Annotated in this window: 22 protein-coding genes and 1 riboswitch; of the genes, 13 read left to right on the top strand and 9 right to left on the bottom strand. The window is 56.7% G+C overall.

Annotation, left to right across the window (positions count from 1 at the left end; translation table 11 throughout):
- Positions 1–8: 8 nt before the first annotated feature.
- Positions 9–758: an SDR family NAD(P)-dependent oxidoreductase gene (locus MKleb_RS08525; protein WP_014228506.1), complete on the bottom strand. Its 750-nt coding sequence runs from the start codon at positions 756–758 to the stop codon at positions 9–11.
- A 49-nt stretch (positions 759–807) separates the two neighbouring features.
- Positions 808–2,139 (bottom strand): MFS transporter, encoded by a 1,332-nt coding sequence (locus MKleb_RS08520; protein WP_163586295.1) that lies wholly within the window; start codon positions 2,137–2,139, stop codon positions 808–810.
- A gap of 341 nt (positions 2,140–2,480) precedes the next feature.
- On the opposite strand from MKleb_RS08520, the gene MKleb_RS08515 reads away from it, so the two are divergent.
- The 6 genes from MKleb_RS08515 (at position 2,481) to MKleb_RS08490 (ending at position 9,229) form a co-directional block, all read left to right on the top strand.
- On the top strand, positions 2,481–3,404 hold the full coding sequence (locus MKleb_RS08515) for a LysR substrate-binding domain-containing protein (protein ID WP_014837871.1): 924 nt from the start codon (positions 2,481–2,483) through the stop codon (positions 3,402–3,404).
- A gap of 71 nt (positions 3,405–3,475) precedes the next feature.
- Positions 3,476–4,153 (top strand): transcriptional regulator CecR, encoded by a 678-nt coding sequence (gene cecR, locus MKleb_RS08510; RefSeq protein WP_014228503.1) that lies wholly within the window; start codon positions 3,476–3,478, stop codon positions 4,151–4,153.
- On the top strand, positions 4,150–5,142 hold the full coding sequence (gene hlyD / locus MKleb_RS08505; protein WP_025108107.1) for a secretion protein HlyD: 993 nt from the start codon (positions 4,150–4,152) through the stop codon (positions 5,140–5,142). The genes cecR and hlyD overlap by 4 nt, the downstream gene beginning before the upstream one ends.
- Entirely contained in the window at positions 5,139–6,878 is a 1,740-nt protein-coding gene (locus MKleb_RS08500) for an ATP-binding cassette domain-containing protein (protein ID WP_025108108.1), read from the top strand. The genes hlyD and MKleb_RS08500 overlap by 4 nt, the downstream gene beginning before the upstream one ends.
- Positions 6,868–8,001, top strand: a complete 1,134-nt coding sequence (locus tag MKleb_RS08495; RefSeq protein WP_014228500.1) for an ABC transporter permease — start codon at positions 6,868–6,870, stop codon at positions 7,999–8,001. Before MKleb_RS08500 ends, MKleb_RS08495 begins: the two co-directional genes overlap by 11 nt.
- A 121-nt stretch (positions 8,002–8,122) precedes the next feature.
- Complete coding sequence (locus tag MKleb_RS08490) at positions 8,123–9,229, top strand: ABC transporter permease (protein ID WP_025108109.1); 1,107 nt, start codon at positions 8,123–8,125, stop codon at positions 9,227–9,229.
- Between the two features lie 60 nt (positions 9,230–9,289).
- Here the strand turns inward: MKleb_RS08490 and MKleb_RS08485 are convergent, their stop codons facing one another.
- Positions 9,290–9,727, bottom strand: a complete 438-nt coding sequence (locus MKleb_RS08485; protein WP_004130686.1) for a YbhQ family protein — start codon at positions 9,725–9,727, stop codon at positions 9,290–9,292.
- 143 nt (positions 9,728–9,870) lie between these two features.
- Between MKleb_RS08485 and MKleb_RS08480 the strand changes: the two genes are divergently transcribed.
- Genes MKleb_RS08480 through MKleb_RS08470 form a run of 3 tightly spaced genes read left to right on the top strand, consistent with a single transcriptional unit; the run spans position 9,871 to position 12,826 of the window.
- A complete protein-coding gene (locus MKleb_RS08480) occupies positions 9,871–10,620 on the top strand; it encodes an endonuclease/exonuclease/phosphatase family protein (RefSeq protein WP_014228498.1) in 750 nt (249 codons plus the stop codon).
- Positions 10,617–11,861 carry a cardiolipin synthase ClsB gene (clsB, locus tag MKleb_RS08475; protein ID WP_014837867.1) on the top strand — a complete coding sequence of 415 codons (1,245 nt, stop codon included), beginning with the start codon at positions 10,617–10,619 and terminating at the stop codon, positions 11,859–11,861. Before MKleb_RS08480 ends, clsB begins: the two co-directional genes overlap by 4 nt.
- A complete protein-coding gene (locus MKleb_RS08470; protein WP_025108110.1) occupies positions 11,861–12,826 on the top strand; it encodes a lysylphosphatidylglycerol synthase transmembrane domain-containing protein in 966 nt (321 codons plus the stop codon). The genes clsB and MKleb_RS08470 overlap by 1 nt, the downstream gene beginning before the upstream one ends.
- A 104-nt stretch (positions 12,827–12,930) precedes the next feature.
- Here MKleb_RS08470 and MKleb_RS08465 read toward each other — a convergent pair whose 3' ends face one another.
- From MKleb_RS08465 to moaA, 6 genes are all read right to left on the bottom strand, one after another.
- The gene (locus MKleb_RS08465) at positions 12,931–13,635 is read right to left on the bottom strand and encodes a Bax inhibitor-1/YccA family protein (protein WP_025108111.1); all 705 of its coding nucleotides are present in this window, start codon (positions 13,633–13,635) and stop codon (positions 12,931–12,933) included.
- Positions 13,636–13,679: 44 nt separating this feature from the next.
- Positions 13,680–14,132: a molybdopterin synthase catalytic subunit MoaE gene (gene moaE, locus MKleb_RS08460; protein WP_004849058.1), complete on the bottom strand. Its 453-nt coding sequence runs from the start codon at positions 14,130–14,132 to the stop codon at positions 13,680–13,682.
- 1 nt (position 14,133) lies between these two features.
- Complete coding sequence (gene moaD / locus MKleb_RS08455; protein WP_004849056.1) at positions 14,134–14,382, bottom strand: molybdopterin synthase sulfur carrier subunit; 249 nt, start codon at positions 14,380–14,382, stop codon at positions 14,134–14,136.
- Positions 14,375–14,863, bottom strand: coding sequence for a cyclic pyranopterin monophosphate synthase MoaC (gene moaC / locus MKleb_RS08450; protein ID WP_014228494.1), 489 nt, complete (start codon positions 14,861–14,863; stop codon positions 14,375–14,377). Before moaC ends, moaD begins: the two co-directional genes overlap by 8 nt.
- Positions 14,864–14,866: 3 nt before the next feature.
- The gene (moaB, locus tag MKleb_RS08445; protein WP_009653795.1) at positions 14,867–15,379 is read right to left on the bottom strand and encodes a molybdenum cofactor biosynthesis protein B; all 513 of its coding nucleotides are present in this window, start codon (positions 15,377–15,379) and stop codon (positions 14,867–14,869) included.
- A gap of 21 nt (positions 15,380–15,400) precedes the next feature.
- On the bottom strand, positions 15,401–16,390 hold the full coding sequence (moaA, locus tag MKleb_RS08440) for a GTP 3',8-cyclase MoaA (protein ID WP_014837864.1): 990 nt from the start codon (positions 16,388–16,390) through the stop codon (positions 15,401–15,403).
- Positions 16,378–16,516, bottom strand: a riboswitch (molybdenum cofactor riboswitch). It overlaps the preceding gene by 13 nt.
- Before the next feature lie 209 nt (positions 16,517–16,725).
- Between moaA and yvcK the strand changes: the two genes are divergently transcribed.
- The 4 genes from yvcK (at position 16,726) to pmrB (ending at position 21,155) form a co-directional block, all read left to right on the top strand.
- Positions 16,726–17,631 (top strand): uridine diphosphate-N-acetylglucosamine-binding protein YvcK, encoded by a 906-nt coding sequence (yvcK, locus tag MKleb_RS08435; protein ID WP_004849048.1) that lies wholly within the window; start codon positions 16,726–16,728, stop codon positions 17,629–17,631.
- Positions 17,632–17,741: 110 nt separating this feature from the next.
- The gene (gene eptA / locus MKleb_RS08430; RefSeq protein ID WP_025108112.1) at positions 17,742–19,385 is read left to right on the top strand and encodes a phosphoethanolamine transferase EptA; all 1,644 of its coding nucleotides are present in this window, start codon (positions 17,742–17,744) and stop codon (positions 19,383–19,385) included.
- Positions 19,382–20,053, top strand: a complete 672-nt coding sequence (gene pmrA, locus MKleb_RS08425; protein WP_004849045.1) for a two-component system response regulator PmrA — start codon at positions 19,382–19,384, stop codon at positions 20,051–20,053. Before eptA ends, pmrA begins: the two co-directional genes overlap by 4 nt.
- A gap of 4 nt (positions 20,054–20,057) precedes the next feature.
- The gene (pmrB, locus tag MKleb_RS08420; protein WP_014228490.1) at positions 20,058–21,155 is read left to right on the top strand and encodes a two-component system sensor histidine kinase PmrB; all 1,098 of its coding nucleotides are present in this window, start codon (positions 20,058–20,060) and stop codon (positions 21,153–21,155) included.
- Positions 21,156–21,372: the final 217 nt, after the last annotated feature.

The raw sequence follows: 21,372 nt of genomic DNA, 5'->3' as shown, positions 1-21,372 counted from the left end.
TGCCTCGCTTAGTGGATTAACATGCCGCCGTTTACGTCCAGGGTGATACCGGTCGAGTAGGAAGAGAGATCGCTGCCGAGGAACAGGGCGGCGCGCGCGATATCCACCGCATCGCCCAGACGGTTCATCGGGATCCCGGCGAGGATATTGGCCGTCATGTCGTCGGTCAGCTTGCCGGCGGTAATATCGGTCTGAATCAGCCCCGGCGTGATGCAGTTTACGCGGACGTTATCCGGGCCAAGCTCGCGCGCCATCGCCCGCGCAAGGCCGAGCACACCGGCTTTTGCCGCGCTGTAGTGCGGGCCGCCGAAGATACCGCCGCCGCGCTGGGCGGAAACCGATGAGATACAGACAATGCTGCCCGATTTTTGCGCCCGCATCGCCGGAATAACCGCCTGCGACATCAGCAGCGTGCCGCGCAGGCTGACGTCCAGCACCGCGTCATAGTTGGCGCGCTTAATTTCCATCAGCTTCAGCGGCTGGGTAATGCCGGCGTTATTCACCAGCACATCGACCCGGCCATATTTCGCCAGAATCTGTTCGATTGCGGCCTGCACCTGAACTTCATCGGCGACGTTCGCTGCCAGACCAAGATGGCCTTCGCCCAGAGCCGCCGCAGCGGCTTTGCTGGCTTCGCCATTGAGGTCGATAATGACCACGCTGGCGCCGTTCTCGGCAAATAATTTGGCGGTGGCAAAACCCAAACCGCGTGCGGAGGCCGCGCCAGTAATAATGGCGACTTTATCTTTTAATAACATATTTTCACTCCATGACATGACGTCATATTAATTAACAGAAATATTGCCGTTACTGTGGCTCATCGAGGAAAAGAATCACCACCAGACCTATTGCGGCGCAGATACCAAAATAGGTGAATACAGAATTAAAGCTGCCGGTCTGATCAAGTAAAAAACCGGCGGCCATCGGGGCAACAAAGCCGCCAAGGTTGCCGCCGCTATTAATAATAGAAGAGGCAATCGGATAGGTTTTACTGTCCGAAACGGCCATTCCGTAGGCGGTAAAAGCCGGCCAGCCAATATTCAAACAAAAACCGACAAAGAATAATCCAATACATACCGCCAAGGTGCTTGCTGGAATGTTCAGCATAATGAGCATCATGACCACGGTTGAAATCGCGGTGAACATCATGGTGGGTTTACGCCGGCGGCCTAACACTTTATCCGAGATCCAACCTCCACCAATCGCGCCAATAAAGCCGCCGATGCACGGCATACTCGCCACGAAGCCCATACTCATCACGTCAAAACCGCGCTCTTTCACTAAATACAGCGGGATCCACGTTAATAACCCGTACAGCACGCTGACCATCATAAAATAGGCCAGACAGTCACCAAGAATATTTTTCGAGGTAAATAATCCTTTCGCCGTATCGACAGGCGCCATCTTTTTCACCCGAATAATTTTATCCAGCCAGGTGAAGCGGTCGGCAATTAATATATTTTCGCTGACGGCGTTTTTATCAGTTTCACGCCCGGCATTAATCTCTTCCAGTTCGCGTTGCGAAACAAATCCGCTTTCCGCGGGCGTTGACTTAACCAACAGGTACCACGCGACCGCCGCCACAATCCCCGGTATCGCAAAGGAGAAAAAGACCCATCGCCAGCCCCAGGTAACTGCGATCCACACCGCCAGCGGCGGTACGATTATCGGCGCAAACATGGTGGCGGCGATGTAGACGCCCGTTGCCGTGGCTTTCTCTTTCGGCGGGAACCAGTTATTAATGGTTGAAGCCAGCCCCACCGGGCACGGCCCTTCGCTAAGCCCCAGCCCCAGTCGCACCATCTTCAGGCCAAACACCGAGCTCACGGTGCCCATCAGCCAGGTAAAAGCGGAAAAGCCGAAAATAGACAGCGAGACCAGTCCCCGGGTGCCGCGTCTGGCAATAAAAAAACCGGCCGGAATCTGGCTTACCGCATAGCCGAGGAAAAACATGCTGGCGATGGCCCCGGCCTCAAAGTTGTTGATATGAAACTCGTCAATAATGAACGGCAGTACCGCACCGATATTCGTTCTGTCGGCGTAATTTATGGCATACACCAGGAAAATCATCGTCAAAACCACGAAACGATATTTTGTTTTTCTGGCGTCAGTACAGACAACAGTATCTATACGTGACATAGGGTATCCTCTTTATTTTTTTATGTTTTTTGTCGCGACCCTTACCGCATCGCGCCCTGTTATCAGGCCTGTAGTTGCAATATAACAATCCCAAAAAGAAAGGGTATTCAAAAAAGCTCAATTGCGCGTGAGAAAAATTTGCTTCGTGACTGCACTCAAATTCCTGTCAATTATTTTTTTCGAGAGTTGTGCATTTAAAACTGTTAACTTCATCACGGATTGCGCCATCACTTATTTTCCGGCTGTGCTATGCTGACCATCATTTTCTGGGATAACGGCTGGACGTCCTTCTTTCTGAGTAAAAAAACCGCCTTGCGTTATTCCCCCCGCCGGAGGAAATCATGAACCAGCCGCTGCAGAATAAAAGCTTGCCGATGCCATCCTTACGTAATATTCAGGCCTTTATTGAAGTGGCTGATACCGGCAGCCTGAACCTGGCGGCAGAGAATCTTAATATTACGGCCTCCGCGGTAAGTCATCAGATAGCCAGCCTGGAACAGTATCTGGGAAAAAAAATATTTTCCCGTAGCAGTAAAGGGATGGTATTAACCACAATTGGCGAAAAATACCTTAAAGAGGTTTCCGGGGCGTTAAATATTATTGGTCAGGCCACTAACCAGGTGATTAATGATATCCACCAGGATTATTTACGGATTCATTCCGCGCCGAGCTTTGGATTATTGTGGCTGATGCCCCGTCTGAATAAATTTCGCCAGGCCTGGCCGGAGCTTAAAATTAGCCTGACCTGCTCTTATGAAAGCATCCAGTTCTCCCGCGATAATATTGATATCGATATTCGCCACGGGCTCTCACAGTGGCCAACCCTGGTGGTCAAGACCATAAAAAATGAACGCGTGCTCCCCTTTAGCTCATCGACTTATTTAGCCGGCCGCGACGTTCAGTCCATTGAAGACCTGCTGGCCTGCGACCTTATTCATTCCGATAGCACGCTGATCGGCTGGAGCAACTGGCTGTCGTGGCATAAGGTTCGCGGCTGGAATAAAAACTTTATTTTTAATTTTGACCGCTCCTATATGAGTATTGAGGCTGCCCGGATGGGAATGGGGATTATTCTTGAGAGTAATTTGCTGGCCGGGCAGAGCGTGAGCCAGCGCCACCTGGAACCCGTCTTTACCCGCGACGTCAGCATGCCGGTTAACGCGCATCACTTCGTTTTACCGCACCCGAATGAACAAAAAGAGAAAGTGAAGATCTTCTTTGCCTGGGTTGCCGAAGAGCTGAGTCGCGAAGGATTTCATATCTAGCAGCAAACGGTGGACAAACCGCCAACCTGCGCCTAGAGTTAATCAATCGATTGATTAACTTTTCTCGCGCGATGACAACCACTCCTACGACCAGTAAGGGCGAGCAGGCGAAAAGCCAGCTTATCGCCGCCGCAATCGCCCAGTTTGGCGAATACGGCCTGCACGCCACAACCCGCGATATTGCCGCCCAGGCCGGGCAGAATATCGCCGCCATTACCTACTATTTTGGTTCCAAGGACGATCTCTATCTCGCCTGCGCCCAGTGGATTGCCGATTTTATCGAGCACAATTTCCGCCCCCACGCGCAGGCGGCGGAAGCGCTGTGCGCTGAGCCTGTTCCAGATAAAGCCGCCATGCGCACCCTGATACTGGGCGCCTGCCAGAATATGATTTTGCTGCTGACCCAGGACGACACCGTCAATTTGAGCAAATTTATCTCCCGCGAGCAGCTGTCGCCAACGCCGGCCTACCGGCTCATCCACGATCAGGTGATTGCTCCGCTACACTGCTACCTGACCCGCTTAATCGCCGCCTATACCGGCCTTAACGCTGACAGCACGGAAATGGTCCTCCACACCCACGCGCTGCTGGGCGAAGTTCTCGCTTTTCGCCTTGGTCGGGAAACGGTGCTGCGCCGCGCGGGCTGGGCTGAGTTCGATCGGGACAAAACCGCGCAAATTATTGAGGTTATCACCTGCCATATTGATTTCGTTCTGGAAGGATTATCGCAAAGGAGTCTGGAGTCATGAAAAAACCGCTCATCGTCGTTGTGCTGCTTCTCCTGCTGGCCGCTGTCATTGGCGGAGGCTGGTGGTGGTACCAGAGCAGCCAGCAGAAAGCGCTCACGCTGTATGGCAACGTGGATATTCGTACCGTCAACCTCAGCTTCCGAGTGGGCGGGCGGCTGGCGTCGCTCAGCGTCGACGAGGGCGATGCGATTAAAGCCGGGCAGACCCTGGGCGAGCTGGACCGCGCGCCCTACGAGAATGCCCTGCAGCAGGCTCAGGCCAACGTTTCCACCGCCCAGGCGCAGTACGATCTGATGATGGCGGGGTATCGCTCGGAAGAGATCGCCCAGGCCGCCGCCGCGGTCAACCAGGCGCAGGCCGCTTACGACTATGCGCAGAATTTTTACCAGCGCCAGCTGGGGCTGCGCAAAAGCAGCGCCATCTCCGCTAACGACCTGGAAAACGCCCGCTCATCGCGCGATCAGGCCCAGGCGACGCTGAAGTCCGCGCAGGATAAGCTGCGCCAGTACCGCGCCGGTAATCGTCCGCAGGAAATCGCCCAGGCCAAAGCCAGCCTTGAACAGGCGCAGGCCGCGCTGGCGCAGGCGAAGCTGGATCTGCACGATACCACGCTGACCTCGCCGTCCGACGGGACGCTGATGACCCGCGCCGTCGAGCCGGGCAGCATGCTCAGCGCTGGCGGCACGGTGATGACGTTATCGTTAACCCATCCAGTGTGGGTACGCGCCTATATCGATGAAAAAAACCTCGGTCAGGCCCAGCCGGGTCGCGAAGTGCTGCTTTACACCGATAGTCGCCCGGATAAACCCTACCGCGGCAAAATCGGCTTCGTCTCCCCTACCGCTGAATTCACGCCGAAAACCGTGGAAACGCCGGACCTGCGCACCGATCTGGTTTATCGCCTGCGTATTGTGGTCACCGATGCCGACGACGCGCTGCGCCAGGGGATGCCGGTCACCGTCACCTTCAGTCACGGAAACGGCCAATGAGCGAGGACGTGATTACGCTGAGCGGCCTGACCCGGCGCTTTGCCGGCATGGATCGCCCGGCCGTCGCGCCGCTGGACTGCACCATTCACTCCGGCTATGTGACCGGTCTGGTGGGCCCGGATGGCGCCGGAAAAACCACCCTGATGCGCATGCTCGCCGGGCTGCTGAAGCCAGACGCAGGCAGCGCAAAAGTGATCGGCTTCGACCCGATTGCCGACGATAGCGCCCTGCATGCGGTGCTCGGCTATATGCCGCAGAAATTCGGCCTGTATGAAGATCTGACGGTGATGGAAAACCTGACGCTCTACGCCGATCTGCGCAGCGTGACCGGCGAGGCGCGGGAAAAAACCTTCGCCAGGCTGCTGGAGTTTACCTCCCTCGGCCCCTTTACCGGCCGGCTGGCGGGCAAGCTTTCCGGCGGCATGAAGCAGAAACTTGGCCTGGCCTGCACCCTCGTCGGCGAACCGAAAGTCCTGCTACTGGACGAACCCGGCGTCGGCGTCGACCCTATCTCCCGCCGCGAACTGTGGCAGATGGTGCACGAACTGGCGGGCGACGGAATGCTGATCCTCTGGAGCACCTCTTATCTTGATGAGGCCGAGCAGTGCCGGGACGTTCTGTTGATGAACGAGGGCCAGTTGCTCTACCAGGGGGCGCCAAAAGAGCTGACGCAGACCATGGCCGGACGCAGCTTTTTGGTTTCCAGCGCCCGGGAGAATAACCGCCGCCTCCTCCAGCGTACGCTGAAGCTACCGCAGGTCAGCGATGGCGTGATTCAGGGTAAATCGGTACGCCTGATCCTTAAAAAAGAGGCCAGCATCAGCGATGTACAGAAGGCTGGCGATATGCCGCCGCTGGAGGTCGCCGAAACCGCGCCGCGCTTCGAGGATGCCTTTATCGACCTGCTGGGCGGCGCCGGTACTGCCGAATCGCCGCTGGGCAACATTATCCACACCGTGGAAGGCTCCCATGAGGACACGGTGATTGAGGCGCAGACCCTGACCAAGAAATTCGGCGATTTTGCCGCCACCGACCACGTTGATTTTCAGGTCAAACGCGGGGAGATTTTCGGCCTCCTCGGGCCTAACGGCGCGGGAAAGTCCACGACGTTTAAGATGATGTGCGGCCTGCTGGTCCCCACCTCCGGGAAAGCGCTGGTGCTGGGCATGGACCTGAAAGTCAGCTCCGGCAAGGCGCGTCAGCATCTGGGCTATATGGCGCAGAAGTTCTCGCTCTACGGCAACCTTTCCGTTGAGCAGAACCTGCGCTTCTTCTCCGGCGTCTACGGCCTGCGCGGACGGGCGCAGAACGACAAAATCGCCAGCATGAGCGAGGCGTTTGGCCTGAAAAGCATCGCCCGGCAGGCCGCCGACGATCTGCCGCTCGGCTATAAACAGCGCCTGGCGCTGGCCTGCTCGCTGATGCACGAACCGGATATCCTGTTTCTTGATGAACCCACTTCCGGGGTCGATCCCCTCACCCGCCGCGAATTCTGGCTGCATATCAACAGTATGGTGGATAAAGGCGTGACGGTGATGGTCACCACCCACTTTATGGATGAAGCGGAGTATTGCGATCGTATCGGCCTGGTCTATCGCGGCAAACTGATCGCCAGCGGCACGCCGGACGATCTGAAGGCGCTGGCGGCGGATGATGAACAGCCTGACCCGACGATGGAGCAGGCGTTTATCACCCTCATTCACGACTGGGATAAGGAGAACGCCGGTGAGCGGTAAACTGCTATCGTGGCGGCGCGTACGCGCCCTGTGCGTGAAAGAGACGCGGCAGATTGTCCGCGACCCCAGCAGCTGGCTGATTGCGGTGGTCATCCCCCTGCTGCTGCTGTTTATCTTTGGCTACGGGATTAACCTCGACTCCAGCAAGCTGCGGGTGGGCGTGCTGCTGGAGCAGCAGAGCGAAGAGGCGCTAGATTTTGTCCATACCATGACCGGCTCCCCTTATATCGACGCCACCATCAGCGATAACCGCCAGGAACTGGTGCAGATGATGCAGGCGGGACGCATTCGCGCCCTGGTAACCCTGCCGGTGGACTTCGACCAGAAGATGGCCCGCCCCGGCGACGATGCGCCGATCCAGCTCATCACCGACGGCAGCGAACCGAATACCGCTAACTTCGCCCAGGGCTACGTCGAAGGCATCTGGCAAATCTGGCAGCAGCAGCGGGCGGAAGATCGCGGCGAAACCTTCGAGCCGCTAATCGACGTGCAGACGCGCTACTGGTTTAACCCGGCCGCGATCAGCCAGCATTTTATTATCCCCGGCGCGATTACCATCATTATGACGGTAGTCGGCGCGATCCTGACCTCGCTGGTGGTGGCCCGCGAGTGGGAGCGCGGCACCATGGAGGCGCTGCTGTCGACCGAGATTACCCGCGCCGAGCTGCTGCTGTGCAAGCTGATCCCCTACTATTTCCTCGGCATGCTGGCGATGCTGCTGTGTATGCTGGTGGCGGTGTTTATTCTCGGCGTGCCCTTTCGCGGTTCGCTGGTGATTCTGTTTTTTATCACCAGCCTGTTTTTGCTGAGCACCCTGGGAATGGGGCTGCTGATTTCCACCATTACCCGCAACCAGTTTAACGCCGCGCAGGTGGCGCTGAATGCCGCATTCCTGCCTTCAATTATGCTGTCCGGGTTTATTTTTCAGATAGACAGCATGCCGGCGATAATCCGCGCGGTGACCTACGTGATCCCGGCGCGCTATTTTGTCAGCACCCTGCAAAGCCTGTTTCTGGCGGGCAACATCCCGGTGGTGCTGCTGGTGAACGTGATGTTTTTAATCGCCTCGGCGGTGATGTTTATCGGCCTGACGTGGCTGAAAACCAAACGGCGTCTGGATTAATTTGCCTGCGTGCCCCCCGGGTTGCGGCTAACGTCTTACCCGAGCTACCGTTTCTGCCAGATTGGGTAGCCAGGATAAGCGCAGTCCGGGAATACAAAGCAGTATAAAGAGAGAATATAAGATGTTTCATCGCTTATGGACGTTAATCCGCAAAGAGCTACAGTCGCTGTTGCGTGAACCGCAGACGCGGGCGATTTTGATTATGCCGGTGCTCATTCAGGTGCTGCTGTTCCCCTTTGCCGCCACGCTGGAGGTAACGAACGCCACCATCGCCATCTATAACGAAGACAACGGCAAGCACGCCGTGGAGCTGACCCAGCGCTTTGCCCGCGCCAAAGCCTTCACCCACGTGCTGTTACTGAAAAGCCCTCAGGAAATAAGACCGACCATCGATGAACAAAAAGCGCTATTGGTCGTGCGTTTCCCGGCGGATTTTTCGCGCAACCTCGACACCAACCAGACCGCCCCGCTCCAGCTGCTGCTGGACGGGCGCAACTCCAACAGCGCGCAAATTGCCGCCAACTACCTCCAGCAGATCGTCAAAGGCTATCAGCAGGACCTGCTGGAAGGCAAAGCCAAACCGAACAATAGCGAGCTGGTGGTTCGCAACTGGTATAACCCGAATCTCGATTACAAATGGTTCGTGGTGCCGTCGCTGATCGCCATGATCACCACCATCGGCGTAATGATCGTCACCTCGCTCTCCGTTGCCCGCGAGCGCGAACAGGGGACGCTCGACCAGCTGCTGGTCTCGCCGCTGGCAACCTGGCAGATCTTTATCGGTAAAGCGGTCCCGGCGCTGATTGTCGCCACCCTGCAGGCGACCATCGTGCTGGGGATCGGTATCTGGGCCTATCAGATTCCCTTCGCTGGCTCACTGCTGCTGTTTTACTTCACGATGATCGTTTACGGTCTGTCGCTGGTAGGATTCGGACTGCTGATTTCGTCGCTGTGCTCCACGCAGCAGCAGGCGTTTATCGGCGTATTCGTCTTTATGATGCCGGCGATTTTACTCTCCGGCTACGTTTCGCCGGTGGAAAATATGCCGGTATGGCTACAAAACCTGACGTGGGTGAACCCGATTCGTCATTTCACCGATATCACCAAGCAGATCTATTTGAAGGATGCGAGTCTGGAAATCGTGTGGGGAAGTTTGTGGCCGCTACTGGTCATAGCGGCCACCACCGGCTCGGCGGCGTATGCGATGTTCCGAAGAAAGATCGCGTAATACTCGTCATCGTTCAAGCCACAACTGTGCTGGCTCGCCTTGCTCCCCCCAGTCACATAGTTATCTATGCTTCTGGGGATTCGCTGCGTTGCCGCCTTGTTGTAGCCCGAACGATTTAGCGTATCTGTTTTTATCTTTTGCCAGCAGTGAAACCACCGCCGGACCGGCCAGTATTGCCAGCCCGGCGAGGGCCAGCAGCAGGTTATTGTGCAGCACGCGCGACAGCAGCCACAGCACGATCACCGCGGTGCCGAAGTACCAGGTGGTGGTGAGTTCCTCAAGGAAATCACCGACGTCGCGCCAGCGCTCATCGTGATGGCGCTGCAAAAACAGCATCGACACTAACGTGACGCCGTACAGCACGCACAAACCTAATCCGACGCGCACCAGCGCGCCGCTCATCCAACCCATCACCAGTACTGCCACGACCAGTAGATGCAACATAATCTGCCAGCAACTAAGACCCGTTGCGACGCGTACACGTTGTTGCCACTTCATGGCTTCTCTCCTGAAGGATTTTTCTCTGCTACTCAGAGTACCGCACTTTACGGAAAATTCCGTATCACCGCATCTTTTTGTGACCTCTACTACACTATTTCCTACAGGAAAGTGACATTGCCCAGAGAAATAAGGACAAACAAATGCCGCGATTTTCGTTAAACGTGCTGACAATTAACACCCATAAAGGGTTTACTGCGTTCAATCGCCGCTTTATTTTGCCCGAATTACGCGAAGCGGTGCGCAGCGTCAGCGCCGACATTGTTTGCCTGCAGGAGGTAATGGGGGCGCACGAAATTCATCCGCTGCATATCGAAAACTGGCCGGATACCACCCACTATGAGTTTCTGGCCGATACCATGTGGAGCGATTATGCCTACGGCCGCAACGCCGTTTACCCGGAAGGGCATCACGGCAACGCGGTCCTCTCCCGCTTCCCCATCGAACATTATCAAAATCTCGATGTTTCGGTCGGCAACAGCGAAAAGCGCGGCCTGCTCTACTGCCGCATCGTCCCGCCGGAAAGCGGCATCGCTATCCATTTATTCTGCGTGCACCTGGGACTGCGCGCTCATCAACGTCAGGCCCAGCTGACGATGCTGGCAGACTGGGTGAACGGTTTACCCGCGGGCGAACCGGTGGTGGTAGCCGGTGATTTTAACGACTGGCGGCAGCAGGCGAACCGCCAGCTTAAAGCCCAGGCCGGGCTGGAGGAGATTTTTACCCGCGCCAGAGGGCGCCCGGCGCGCACTTTCCCGGTCAGCTTTCCGCTGCTGCGACTTGACCGCATCTACGTAAAAAACGCCCACGCCAGCCAGCCCAGAGCGCTGGCGTTAAAACAGTGGCGTCATCTGTCCGATCATGCACCGCTTAGCGTGGAGATACATCTGTGAAATGCAGCTGGCAGGAAGGAAACCGCATTCGGCTATTAGAAAATGGCGATAACTATTATCCGGCCCTGTTTGCCGCCATCGGCCGCGCGCAGCAGCGGGTGATCCTTGAGTCTTTTATCTGGTTTGAAGATGACGTCGGCAAACAGCTCCATGCCGTTCTGTTAAAAGCGGCCCAGCGCGGCGTGCGCGTCGAGGTCTTACTGGACGGCTACGGCTCGCCGGATTTAAGCGAAAGCTTTGTGGGCGAGCTGACGTCGGCTGGCGTGATTTTTCGCTATTACGATCCGCGCCCGCGCCTGCTCGGCATGCGCACCAATTTATTTCGCCGTATGCATCGCAAAATCGTGGTGATTGACGACGTTACCGCCTTTGTCGGCGGCATTAACTACTCCGCCGAGCACATGACCGATTACGGTCCGGAGGCCAAACAGGATTACGCCGTACAGGTCGAAGGGCCGGTAGTGCTCGATATTCTGCAATTTGAACTCGAAAACCTCCCCACCAGCGAAGCGACCCGACGCTGGTGGCAGCGGCGTCGGCATAAGCCTGAAATCAACCGCAACCCCGGCGAAGCGCAGGCGCTGTTTATCTGGCGGGATAATCAGGATCATCGCGATGATATTGAGCGTCACTATCTGAAGATGCTGACCAGCGCCCGCCGGGAAGTGATTATCGCTAACGCCTACTTTTTCCCCGGCTATCGGCTGCTGCACGCTATGCGCAACGCTGCCCGCCGCGGCGTGCGCGTTAAGCTCATCGTTCAGGGTGAGCCGGATATTCCGATTGTCAAATTCGGCGCGCGCCTGCTCTACCACTATCTGGTAAAAGGCGGCGTGCAGATTTTCGAATATCGCCGCCGTCCGCTACACGGCAAAGTGGCGCTGGCGGACGATCACTGGGCCACTGTGGGCTCCAGCAACCTCGACCCCCTGAGCCTGTCGCTGAATCTGGAAGCCAACCTGGTGATTCACGACCGCGAGTTTAACCAGACGCTGCGCGATAATCTCAATGGCTTAATCCTTAACGACTGCCGCGAGGTCGATAAGCGCATTTTGTCGAAACGAACCTGGTGGCGGCTCGGCATTAGCGTGCTGGCGTTCCACTTCCTGCGCCACTTCCCTGCCTGGGTCGGATGGCTACCGGCCCATACGCCGCTGCTGTCGCGGGTTCAGCCCCCGGTACAGCCAGAAATAGAAACCCAGGACCGCGTGGACCCGGAAAACCAGGAGGTGAAATCCTGATGGCGAAATCTCACCCTCGCTGGCGGATGGCGAAAAAAATCCTGACGGTGCTCTTTTTTATCGCCGTCGTCGTTCTGCTGGTGGTCTACGCGCAAAAAATCGACTGGCAGGACGTGTGGAAGGTCATTCGCGATTACAACCGTACGGCGCTGCTCAGCGCCATCGGGTTGGTTATCGCCAGCTACCTGATCTATGGCTGCTACGACCTGCTGGGGCGCGCTTACTGCGGCCACAAGCTGGCTAAACGCCAGGTGATGCTGGTGTCGTTTATCTGCTACGCCTTTAACCTGACGCTCAGCACCTGGGTGGGTGGGATTGGTATGCGCTATCGGCTCTACTCGCGCCTCGGCCTGAGCGGCGCAACCATTACCCGTATCTTCTCCCTGAGCATTACCACCAACTGGCTGGGCTATATTCTGCTCGGCGGCATTATTTTTAGCTCCGGCATGGTGAAGGTGCCCGAGCGCTGGTATATCAGCCAGTCGTCGCTGCAAATTCTGGGCGTCGTTTTACTGCTGATTTCCGCGTTTTACCTGTGGGCCTGCGCCTTTGCTAAAAAGCGCCATCTGACGATAAAAGGCCAGCGGCTGGTTCTGCCGTCCTGGCGCTTCGCGTTATTGCAGATGGCGGTTTCCAGCCTGAACTGGATGGCGATGGGGGCGATTATCTGGCTGCTGCTGGGCCCGCAGGTGGACTATTTTCTCGTGCTCGGCGTGCTGCTGGTCAGCAGCATTGCGGGGGTTATCGTGCATATTCCGGCAGGCATTGGCGTGCTTGAGGCGGTATTTATCGCCATGCTTTCCGGGGAAGAGATTTCGCGCGGCGCGATTATTGCCGCCCTGCTTGCCTATCGCGCCCTGTACTACTTCCTGCCGCTGCTGCTGGCGACCATCGGCTACCTGATTCTGGAGAGCCGGGCGAAGCATCTGCGGGAGAAAAACCAGCGCAAGCTGGCGGGCGAGTAGTCAAAAAAGCCCCGGTCGCGGATGCTGACCGGGGCTACAGGTTCATCGTTTTCTGCGGTCTGGTAGCCCGGATAAGGCGCATCGCGCCGCCATCCGGGAACGAGTTAACGACGGTTGCCGAAAATGCGCAGCAGCATCAGGAACAGGTTGATAAAGTCCAGATACAGCGTCAGCGCCCCAAGAATCGAGTATTTGCGCAGCGTTGACGCATCGCGAACGTCAATCTGCTCGCCGATGTTTTTCAGCTTCTGGGTGTCATAGGCGGTCAGGCCGACGAAGACGATCACCCCGATGTAGGTCACCGCCCACATCAGCGCTTCGCTCTTCAGCCAGAAGTTAACCAGCGACGCCAGCAGGATACCGATAAGCGCCATAAACAGCATATTGCCGAAGCCGCTCAGGTCGCGTTTAGTGGTATAGCCGTAAAGGCTCATCACGCCAAACATCCCGCCTGCCACCACGAAGGTACTGGCGATCGATGAGTAGGTATAGACGAGGAATATACTGGATAAGGTGAGCCCGGTTAGCGCCGAATAGAGCATAAACAGAGTGGTCGCCATTCCCGCGCTCAGCCGCTGCACCATGCCGGAGAGCACAAATACCAGCCCCAGCTGGGCGATGATCAGGCCGAAAAAGGTTATTTTGCTGGAAAAGACAAACATCATCACCGCAGGGGTGTTGGCCGCAAACCACGCGATAAACGCCGTGAGCAGCAGCCCGACCGTCATCCAGCCGTACACCTGCGCCATATAAGTTTGAAGTCCGCTGCGACCCTGTACGATCGACCCGGAACGAGGATATCTATCCATGACTGTCTCCTGATTAACGAAATTTATCTTCTAAGCGTACCACACTACCAGCGTTCTGCCGCTTCACGGTCGCTATCTCGCGCATCGACCCAGCGCTCGCCTTCCGGCGTCGCCTCCCGCTTCCAGAACGGCGCGCGGGTCTTCAGGTAATCCATAATAAACTCCCCCGCCGCAAACGCGCTACCGCGGTGGGCGCTGGTGACGCCGACAAAGACAATCTCCTCCCCGGGCCACATCTCGCCGATACGGTGAATCACCGTCACCCGGCCCAGCGGCCAGCGCTCGCGCGCCTGTTCCACAATCTCCGCCAGCGACTTTTCCGTCATCCCCGGATAGTGTTCGAGGGTCAGCGCTTTGACGCTGTCGCCAAGGTTGTGGTTGCGGACCTTGCCGGTAAACGTCACTACCGCGCCGTCTTCATCGCGCTCGGCCAGCCAGGGGTATTCGTCGCCGACCTTAAAGCGGTCATGGCTGACGATAATACGCGTCTGCGTCATGTTATCCCCCGGTAACCGGCGGGAAAAACGCCACTTCATCACCGGCCGCCAGCGGGTGATCAAACGTCGTCAGCGTCTGGTTTACCGCCGCCAGCAGCTTGCCCTCCTCCAGCGCCAGCGCCCAGCGGTCGCCGCGGGCGATCAGCTGCTGGCGAACGGCTTCAACCGTGGTCAGGCCTTGCGGATCGAGCGTCAGGGAGTCGGTGCCGAGCAGTTCGCGCACCTGGGCAAAAAAAAGAACCTTAATCATGGCTATCTTCCACTCTGAAATCGCCGGACTTGCCGCCGCTTTTCGCCAGCAGGCGCACCGGACCTATCACCATATCTTTCTGCACCGCTTTGCACATATCGTAAATCGTCAGCGCGGCGACGGAAGCGGCGGTCAGGGCTTCCATCTCAACGCCGGTTTTCCCGGTCAGACGGCACAGGGATTCGATACGCACCCGGTTATGCTCGGGCTGCGCCTGCAGATTGACTTCGACTTTGCTCAGCATCAGCGGATGGCAAAGCGGAATCAGCTCCCAGGTGCGTTTTGCCGCCTGGATCCCGGCAATGCGCGCGGTGGCAAAGACATCGCCTTTGTGATGGCTACCGTCGATAATCATCGCCAGCGTCGTGGCCTGCATTTCAACATAGGCCTCGGCGCGCGCTTCGCGAACCGTCTCCGCTTTCCCTGAGACATCGACCATGTGCGCTTCGCCGGCGGCGTTAATATGGGTCAGCTGCGTCATAAATTACTTCTTAAGATGAGAGATAAAGTTGCACGGGCGCGTGCGCGCATCGAGCTGCGGCGCAATAATATTGTCCCATGCGGTACGACAGGCTTTGGTTGAGCCGGGCATCGCAAAAATCAGCGTGCGGTTCGCCACCCCGGCAACGGCGCGGGACTGCAGGGTCGAGGTACCGATCTCTTCGAAGGAGAGCATGCGGAACACCTCGCCGAAACCTTCCACTTCGCGGTCAAACAGCGGCAGCAGCGCTTCCGGCGCCTGGTCGCCGTCGGTAAAACCGGTGCCGCCGGTAATCAGCACCACCTGCACCTCATCGCCGGCAATCCACGCCGACACCTGAGCGCGAATGGCGTAGCGGTTCTCTTTCACAATCGCCTTATCGACGATGACATGCCCCGCCTCCTCAGCCGCGTCGCGCAGCCAGTGTCCGGAGGTGTCGTCCTCTTCGCCACGTCGGCTGGAGACGGTGAGAATAGCAATACGGGTCGGGATAAACTCAGCGCTGGCCTGGCTCATCTGATCGCTCCTTAAAATGAATTATCCGCCAATATAGGACAGGTTCTGGGTAATACCGGTGTTGCCCTGATGCAGGAAGTGGGTCTGTTTTTTGTGCGTTAACGCCTCGGATATGCGCGCCTCCAGCGCCGGCTGCTGCTGCTCATCGGCGAGCAGATCGCGCAGATCGACGCCGCCTTCGCCGAACAGGCACAGGTGCAATTTACCCACGGAAGAGACGCGCAGACGGTTACAGGTGGCGCAGAAGTCTTTTTCATAAGGCATAATCAGACCGATTTCCCCGGCATAATCCGGATGGCAAAACACCTGCGCCGGGCCGTCGCTACGCTGGCGGATCTGATGGATCCAGCCGCGACGCAGCAGCTCATCGCGCAGCACCATGCCAGAGATATGATGGCGGCGGAACAGATCGCTGCCTTCGCCGGTTTCCATCAATTCAATAAAACGCAGCTGAATGCGGCGCGGCTGGATCCACGCCAGAAAAGTGTCGAGCTGGTGATGGTTAACGTCGCGCATCAGCACGGTATTGACCTTCACTTTTTCGAAGCCAGCGGCAAATGCGGCATCGATGCCGTCCATCACCTGATGAAACTTGTCCTGGCCGGTGATGGCGTGAAACTGACGCGCATCGAGGCTATCCACGCTGACGTTAATCGCCGTCAGCCCGGCATCGCGCCAGCTTTCAACGTCGCGCGCCAGCCGGTAGCCGTTGGTGGTGACCGCAATCTGGCGAATAGAAGGGTTTTCCCGCACCGCGGCGATGATGTCGGTAAAATCGCGACGCAGCGAGGGTTCGCCGCCGGTCAGGCGCACCTTTTCCGTCCCCAGGGCGGAGAACGCGCGCGTCACGCGGCGAACTTCATCAACGCTGAGAAAGCCTTTATTGGTGACGGCGCCGGGCTTATAGCCATCGGGAAGACAGTAGGTACAACGAAAGTTGCATACGTCGGTAATTGATAAACGCAGATAGTAAAACTTCCGCGCAAATGCATCGGTAAGCTGTGAAGCCATAGACACCTTTCCAAATACGGGAGACGCGGTCATTTCTTTTCGCGCCCTGGTGGCAACCGAGGTTGTCACGGCCAAAGCACCATATCTTTCGACACAGGCACAGAGGCTAGAGTGTTAGTGGGTTACGCCGAATAGTAGCGCTTTAATAACGGTTATGCCATTTCCAGTTTCGTTATATAATAATGTATATATCGATACGATCGCGTATTTTCGCTACAGAATAGCTAAAAACCACGCTTTTGCATTGATGTCGGTCAGTTTGTCAGATTCAGCCCATCGTCTTTTAGGGGTAGATCGGTTACTGTGAGCCCGATAAATGGTTATAAGGGATTTTTATGCGCAATCGCACTTTCGCCGATCTGGATCGCGTGGTGGCACTCGGCGGCGGGCACGGGCTGGGCCGGGTAATGTCATCCCTCTCTTCGCTCGGTTCACGCCTCACCGGCATCGTCACCACGACCGATAACGGCGGCTCTACGGGGCGCATTCGTCGCGCGGAAGGCGGCATCGCCTGGGGCGATATGCGCAACTGTATTAATCAGCTCATCGCCGAACCCAGCGTGGCCTCGGCGATGTTTGAGTACCGTTTTAGCGGCAACGGCGAGCTTTCCGGGCATAACCTCGGCAATTTGATGCTTAAGGCGCTGGATCACCTGAGCGTGCGCCCGCTTGAAGCGATCAATTTGATCAGGAATCTTCTTAAGGTCGACGCGTTTCTGATCCCGATGTCGGAACAACCGGTCGATCTTATGGCCATCGACCATGAAGGGCACGAAGTTTACGGTGAAGTGAATATCGATCAGCTTGCCAGCGTGCCGCGCGAGCTTATGCTCTCCCCGCCGGTGCCCACCACCCGTGAAGCGATAGAAGCCATCGCCGAAGCCGATTTAATCCTGATTGGCCCCGGCAGCTTCTATACCAGCCTGATGCCGATTCTGCTGCTTGATGAGATGGCGAAGGCGCTGCGCCGCACGCCCGCGCCAATGGTGTTTATCGATAACCTTGGCAAAGAGCATAGCCCGGCAGCCAGCCTGACGCTGGCGGACAGGGTCGCCATTATGGAGCAGCAGATTGGTAAACGGGTGATTGACGCGCTGGTTGTCGGCCCGAAAGCCGATATCGCAGGGATTAAGGATCGGGTCGTCATTCAGACGCCGCTGGACGCCAGCGATGTGCCCTATCGTCACGATCGCCAGCTGTTGCGCCGCGCGCTGGATAAAGCGATTCAGGCCTTAGGCTAATCCTCAACGTGGCCTTATCCTCGCGACAAAAACAGGCAGGCTTAAAATCTTAAGGTTGTCTTAAAAAAAAACGGGCAGCATAGCGAACATCTCTTTATATGGACTTCGCTATGTCGTTATTTTCTTTACGTCGGCCAATGCTTAACCGTACGGTCTATTTGATTCTGTTCGCCTGCTATATTGGCCTGGCGCTGAACATCGCTTTCTATCGCCAGGCGTTTACCCTGCTGCCGGTCAACGGCCTGCATAACTGGCTGGTGTTCCTCAGTATGCCGATAGTGGCTATCAGCGTGATGAATATCATCACCACGCTAGCGTCATTTCTTAAGCTTGACCGCCTCGTTATCAGCCTGTTTATTCTGCTTAGCGCCTCGGCCCAGTATTTTATCTGGACCTTTGGCGTGGTTATCGATCGGGCGATGATCACCAATATTCTCGATACCACTCCCGCCGAAAGCTTTGCGCTACTCTCCGGAAAAATGGTCCTGATCCTGGGACTCTCCGGCATTCTGGCGGTGGTCGTGGCCTGGTGGGTTAAAATCCGCAAACCGGCAACCCTGTGGCGCAGCGTGGCGGTAAGGCTGTTGAGCATCGTGGTTTCAGCGCTACTGATTATTCTGGTCGCGGCATTTTTCTATAAAGATTACGCCTCGCTGTTTCGCAATAATAAAGAGCTGGTTAAGTCCCTGAGCCCGTCAAACAGCATTGTGGCCGTGAACTCCTGGTATGCGCATAACAGGATGGATAATCTTCCGCTGGTCAAAATTGGCGAAGACGCGGTTCAGAAGCCGGAGATGCGCAGCGGACCGCGGAAAAACCTGACTATCGTGGTGTTAGGCGAAACCTCAAGGGCGGCAAACTTTTCCCTGAACGGCTACGCCCGCGAGACCAACCCGCGCCTGAAACAGGATAATGTTATCTATTTCCCCGACACCACGTCCTGCGGCACCGCGACCGCGGTTTCTGTACCGTGCATGTTCTCTAATATGCCGCGCGCCCACTATGATGAAGAGCTGGCGCACCATCAGGAAGGCGTGCTGGATATCCTGCAGCGCGCGGGAATTCAGGTTCAGTGGAATGATAACGACGGCGGCTGTAAAGGAGCCTGCGACCGGGTACCGCACCAGAACGTCACCGATCTCAAGCTTAGCGGCCAGTGCATCGACGGCGAGTGCTACGATGAGGTGCTGTTCCATAACCTGGAGAACTATATCGATAATCTGCAGCAGGACGGGATTATCGTTCTGCACACTATCGGCAGCCACGGCCCAACCTACTACAATCGTTATCCGGCGCAGTTTAAACAGTTTACGCCCACCTGCGACACCAACGAGATTCAGAGCTGTACCCAGCAGCAGCTCACCAATACCTACGATAATACGATTTTGTATGTCGATTATGTGGTCGACAAAGCGATAAAATTACTGCAGTCAAAGCAGGATAAATTTACCACCAGCCTGGTGTATCTCTCGGATCACGGCGAGTCGCTTGGCGAGGATGGGGTGTATTTACACGGGCTACCGTGGTCCATCGCCCCGGAGACGCAAAAACACGTCCCGATGCTGCTGTGGCTGTCAGCGGATTATCAACAGCGCTATGGCGTGTCCAGCCAGTGTTTGCAGCAAAAAGCGAAAACGCAAGCGTATTCGCAGGATAATCTTTTCTCCACCCTGCTCGGTCTGCTCGGGGTCAGCACCCGCGAGTACCAGGCAACAGACGATATTTTAACGCCATGTAGAGAGGCAGGCCGATGAAAATTTTAGTCATTGAAGACGATGCGCTCCTGTTACAAGGGTTAATCCTGGCGATGCAAAGCGAGGGCTACGTTTGCGACGGCGTATCAACCGCCCACGAAGCCGCCCTCTCTCTGGCCAGCAACCACTACAGCCTGGTGGTTCTCGACCTCGGCCTGCCGGATGAAGACGGTCTGCACTTCCTGGCGCGCATGCGACGGGAGAAGTTCAGCCAGCCGGTACTGATCCTCACCGCCCGCGATACCGTGGATGACCGCATCAGCGGCCTGGATACCGGCGCGGATGACTACCTGGTTAAGCCGTTTGCGCTGGAAGAGCTGAACGCGCGCATTCGCGCCCTGCTGCGTCGTCACAATAATCAGGGCGATAACGAACTGTCCGTCGGCAATCTGCGCCTGAACGTCACCCGGCGGCTGGTCTGGCTCGGCGAGCAGTCCCTGGATTTAACGCCCAAAGAGTACGCTCTGCTTTCACGCCTGATGATGAAAGCAGGCAGCCCGGTGCATCGCGAAATTCTCTACAACGACATTTACAGCTGGGACAACGAACCGGCCACCAATACGCTGGAGGTGCATATCCATAATCTGCGCGATAAAGTCGGCAAATCACGCATCCGCACCGTCCGGGGCTTTGGCTATATGCTGGTTGATAACGCGGAGACCGAATAACGCTATGGCTTTTTTTGTCAGTGAAAACTGGACTATGCGTCATCGGCTGCTGCTGACAATTGGCGCTATTCTGGCCGTTTGTCAGCTCATCAGCGTGTTCTGGCTGTGGCATGAAAGTCAGGAGCAGATTCAGCTGCTGGTCGCCAGCGCCATTGAAGGGCATAACAATCAGAAGCATATAGAGCATGAGGTTCGCGAAGCGGTAGCCAGCCTGCTGATCCCAAGCCTGCTGATTATCGGCCTGGCGCTGTATATCTCCCTGCTGGCGGTGAAAAAAATCACAAAGCCGCTTTCCAGACTGCAGCTCGAGCTGGAAAGCCGCACCCCGGACAACCTGCAGCCTATCACGCTGAAGGAATCGGTTCCTGAAGTCACCGCGGTGACCACCGCGATTAATCAGCTGGTGTCCCGCCTGAATTTAACCCTCGATCGCGAGCGTCTGTTTACCGCCGACGTCGCCCATGAGCTGCGCACGCCGCTGGCCGGGCTGCGTCTGCACCTGGAGCTTCTGGCGAAAGTGCATGGCGTTAGCGTGGACCCGCTAATTCAGCGTCTCGATCAAATGACCAATAGCATTACCCAGCTGCTTCAGCTGGCGCGCGTTGGCCAGTCATTCTCCGCCGGAAGCTATCAGCAGGTTGCGCTGAAAGAGGATGTAATCGAACCGCTGCAGAGCGAGCTTGAGACTATGCTGCAGCAGCGCCAGCAGACGCTGGCGATCAACGTCAAGGATGGAGAGGCGATCGTGTCGGGCGACGCCACGCTGGTGCAGGTTATTTTACGTAACCTGGTCGAAAACGCGCATCGTTATAGCCCGACGGGGTCGACGATTAAAGTGTCGATAGCGCCTGGCCCAACGCCCATTCTGGCCGTTGAGGATGAAGGCCCGGGAATTGATGAGGCTAAAAGCGGTGAGTTAAGCAAAGCGTTCGTCCGCATGGACAGCCGCTATGGCGGTATTGGTCTCGGGTTAAGCATCGTCACCCGCATCGCCCAGCTGCACGACGCGCAGTTCTTTTTACATAACCGACAGCCCGGGCCCGGCGTTCGCGCCTGGGTACTCTTCCCTAAAGCTTCGCGTCAGAACGTCAGCACCCACTGATGGAAAAAGGCAACGACGATAACAAACGCGCAGGTGACTGCCAGGTATTCGCGGAAGGTTAATTTTTGCATGGCGCTATCCTCAGTAAAGTGAGGATAGTTTCGCCAAACAAGATTAAGCCAACATTAAGCATCACGGAAAATCGCGACAGAGGGGCAACAAATAACCAAAGCGTTTCGGCTCATGTGCCCGCTTTTCTGTCGGGTGGCGGCTGGCG

This window comes from Klebsiella sp. PL-2018 (assembly GCF_019048985.1).
Classification (GTDB): domain Bacteria; phylum Pseudomonadota; class Gammaproteobacteria; order Enterobacterales; family Enterobacteriaceae; genus Klebsiella; species Klebsiella michiganensis.
This window is presented reverse-complemented; position numbering and strand designations above follow the sequence as displayed.

Bases quoted from the DNA above. Each gene is read 5' to 3' on its own strand.
- MKleb_RS08470 (WP_025108110.1), top strand. From the start codon at position 11,861: ATGGCGAAATCTCACCCTCGCTGGCGGATGGCGAAAAAAATCCTGACG.
- MKleb_RS08525 (WP_014228506.1), bottom strand. From the start codon at position 758: ATGTTATTAAAAGATAAAGTCGCCATTATTACTGGCGCGGCCTCCGCA.
- cecR (WP_014228503.1), top strand. From the start codon at position 3,476: ATGACAACCACTCCTACGACCAGTAAGGGCGAGCAGGCGAAAAGCCAG.
- moaC (WP_014228494.1), bottom strand. From the start codon at position 14,863: ATGACGCAGCTGACCCATATTAACGCCGCCGGCGAAGCGCACATGGTC.
- hlyD (WP_025108107.1), top strand. From the start codon at position 4,150: ATGAAAAAACCGCTCATCGTCGTTGTGCTGCTTCTCCTGCTGGCCGCT.
- pmrB (WP_014228490.1), top strand. From the start codon at position 20,058: ATGGCTTTTTTTGTCAGTGAAAACTGGACTATGCGTCATCGGCTGCTG.
- MKleb_RS08465 (WP_025108111.1), bottom strand. From the start codon at position 13,635: ATGGATAGATATCCTCGTTCCGGGTCGATCGTACAGGGTCGCAGCGGA.
- MKleb_RS08515 (WP_014837871.1), top strand. From the start codon at position 2,481: ATGAACCAGCCGCTGCAGAATAAAAGCTTGCCGATGCCATCCTTACGT.
- moaD (WP_004849056.1), bottom strand. From the start codon at position 14,382: ATGATTAAGGTTCTTTTTTTTGCCCAGGTGCGCGAACTGCTCGGCACC.
- moaA (WP_014837864.1), bottom strand. From the start codon at position 16,390: ATGGCTTCACAGCTTACCGATGCATTTGCGCGGAAGTTTTACTATCTG.
- pmrA (WP_004849045.1), top strand. From the start codon at position 19,382: ATGAAAATTTTAGTCATTGAAGACGATGCGCTCCTGTTACAAGGGTTA.
- eptA (WP_025108112.1), top strand. From the start codon at position 17,742: ATGTCGTTATTTTCTTTACGTCGGCCAATGCTTAACCGTACGGTCTAT.
- yvcK (WP_004849048.1), top strand. From the start codon at position 16,726: ATGCGCAATCGCACTTTCGCCGATCTGGATCGCGTGGTGGCACTCGGC.
- MKleb_RS08490 (WP_025108109.1), top strand. From the start codon at position 8,123: ATGTTTCATCGCTTATGGACGTTAATCCGCAAAGAGCTACAGTCGCTG.
- MKleb_RS08485 (WP_004130686.1), bottom strand. From the start codon at position 9,727: ATGAAGTGGCAACAACGTGTACGCGTCGCAACGGGTCTTAGTTGCTGG.
- MKleb_RS08520 (WP_163586295.1), bottom strand. From the start codon at position 2,139: ATGTCACGTATAGATACTGTTGTCTGTACTGACGCCAGAAAAACAAAA.
- moaB (WP_009653795.1), bottom strand. From the start codon at position 15,379: ATGAGCCAGGCCAGCGCTGAGTTTATCCCGACCCGTATTGCTATTCTC.
- MKleb_RS08480 (WP_014228498.1), top strand. From the start codon at position 9,871: ATGCCGCGATTTTCGTTAAACGTGCTGACAATTAACACCCATAAAGGG.
- moaE (WP_004849058.1), bottom strand. From the start codon at position 14,132: ATGACGCAGACGCGTATTATCGTCAGCCATGACCGCTTTAAGGTCGGC.
- MKleb_RS08500 (WP_025108108.1), top strand. From the start codon at position 5,139: ATGAGCGAGGACGTGATTACGCTGAGCGGCCTGACCCGGCGCTTTGCC.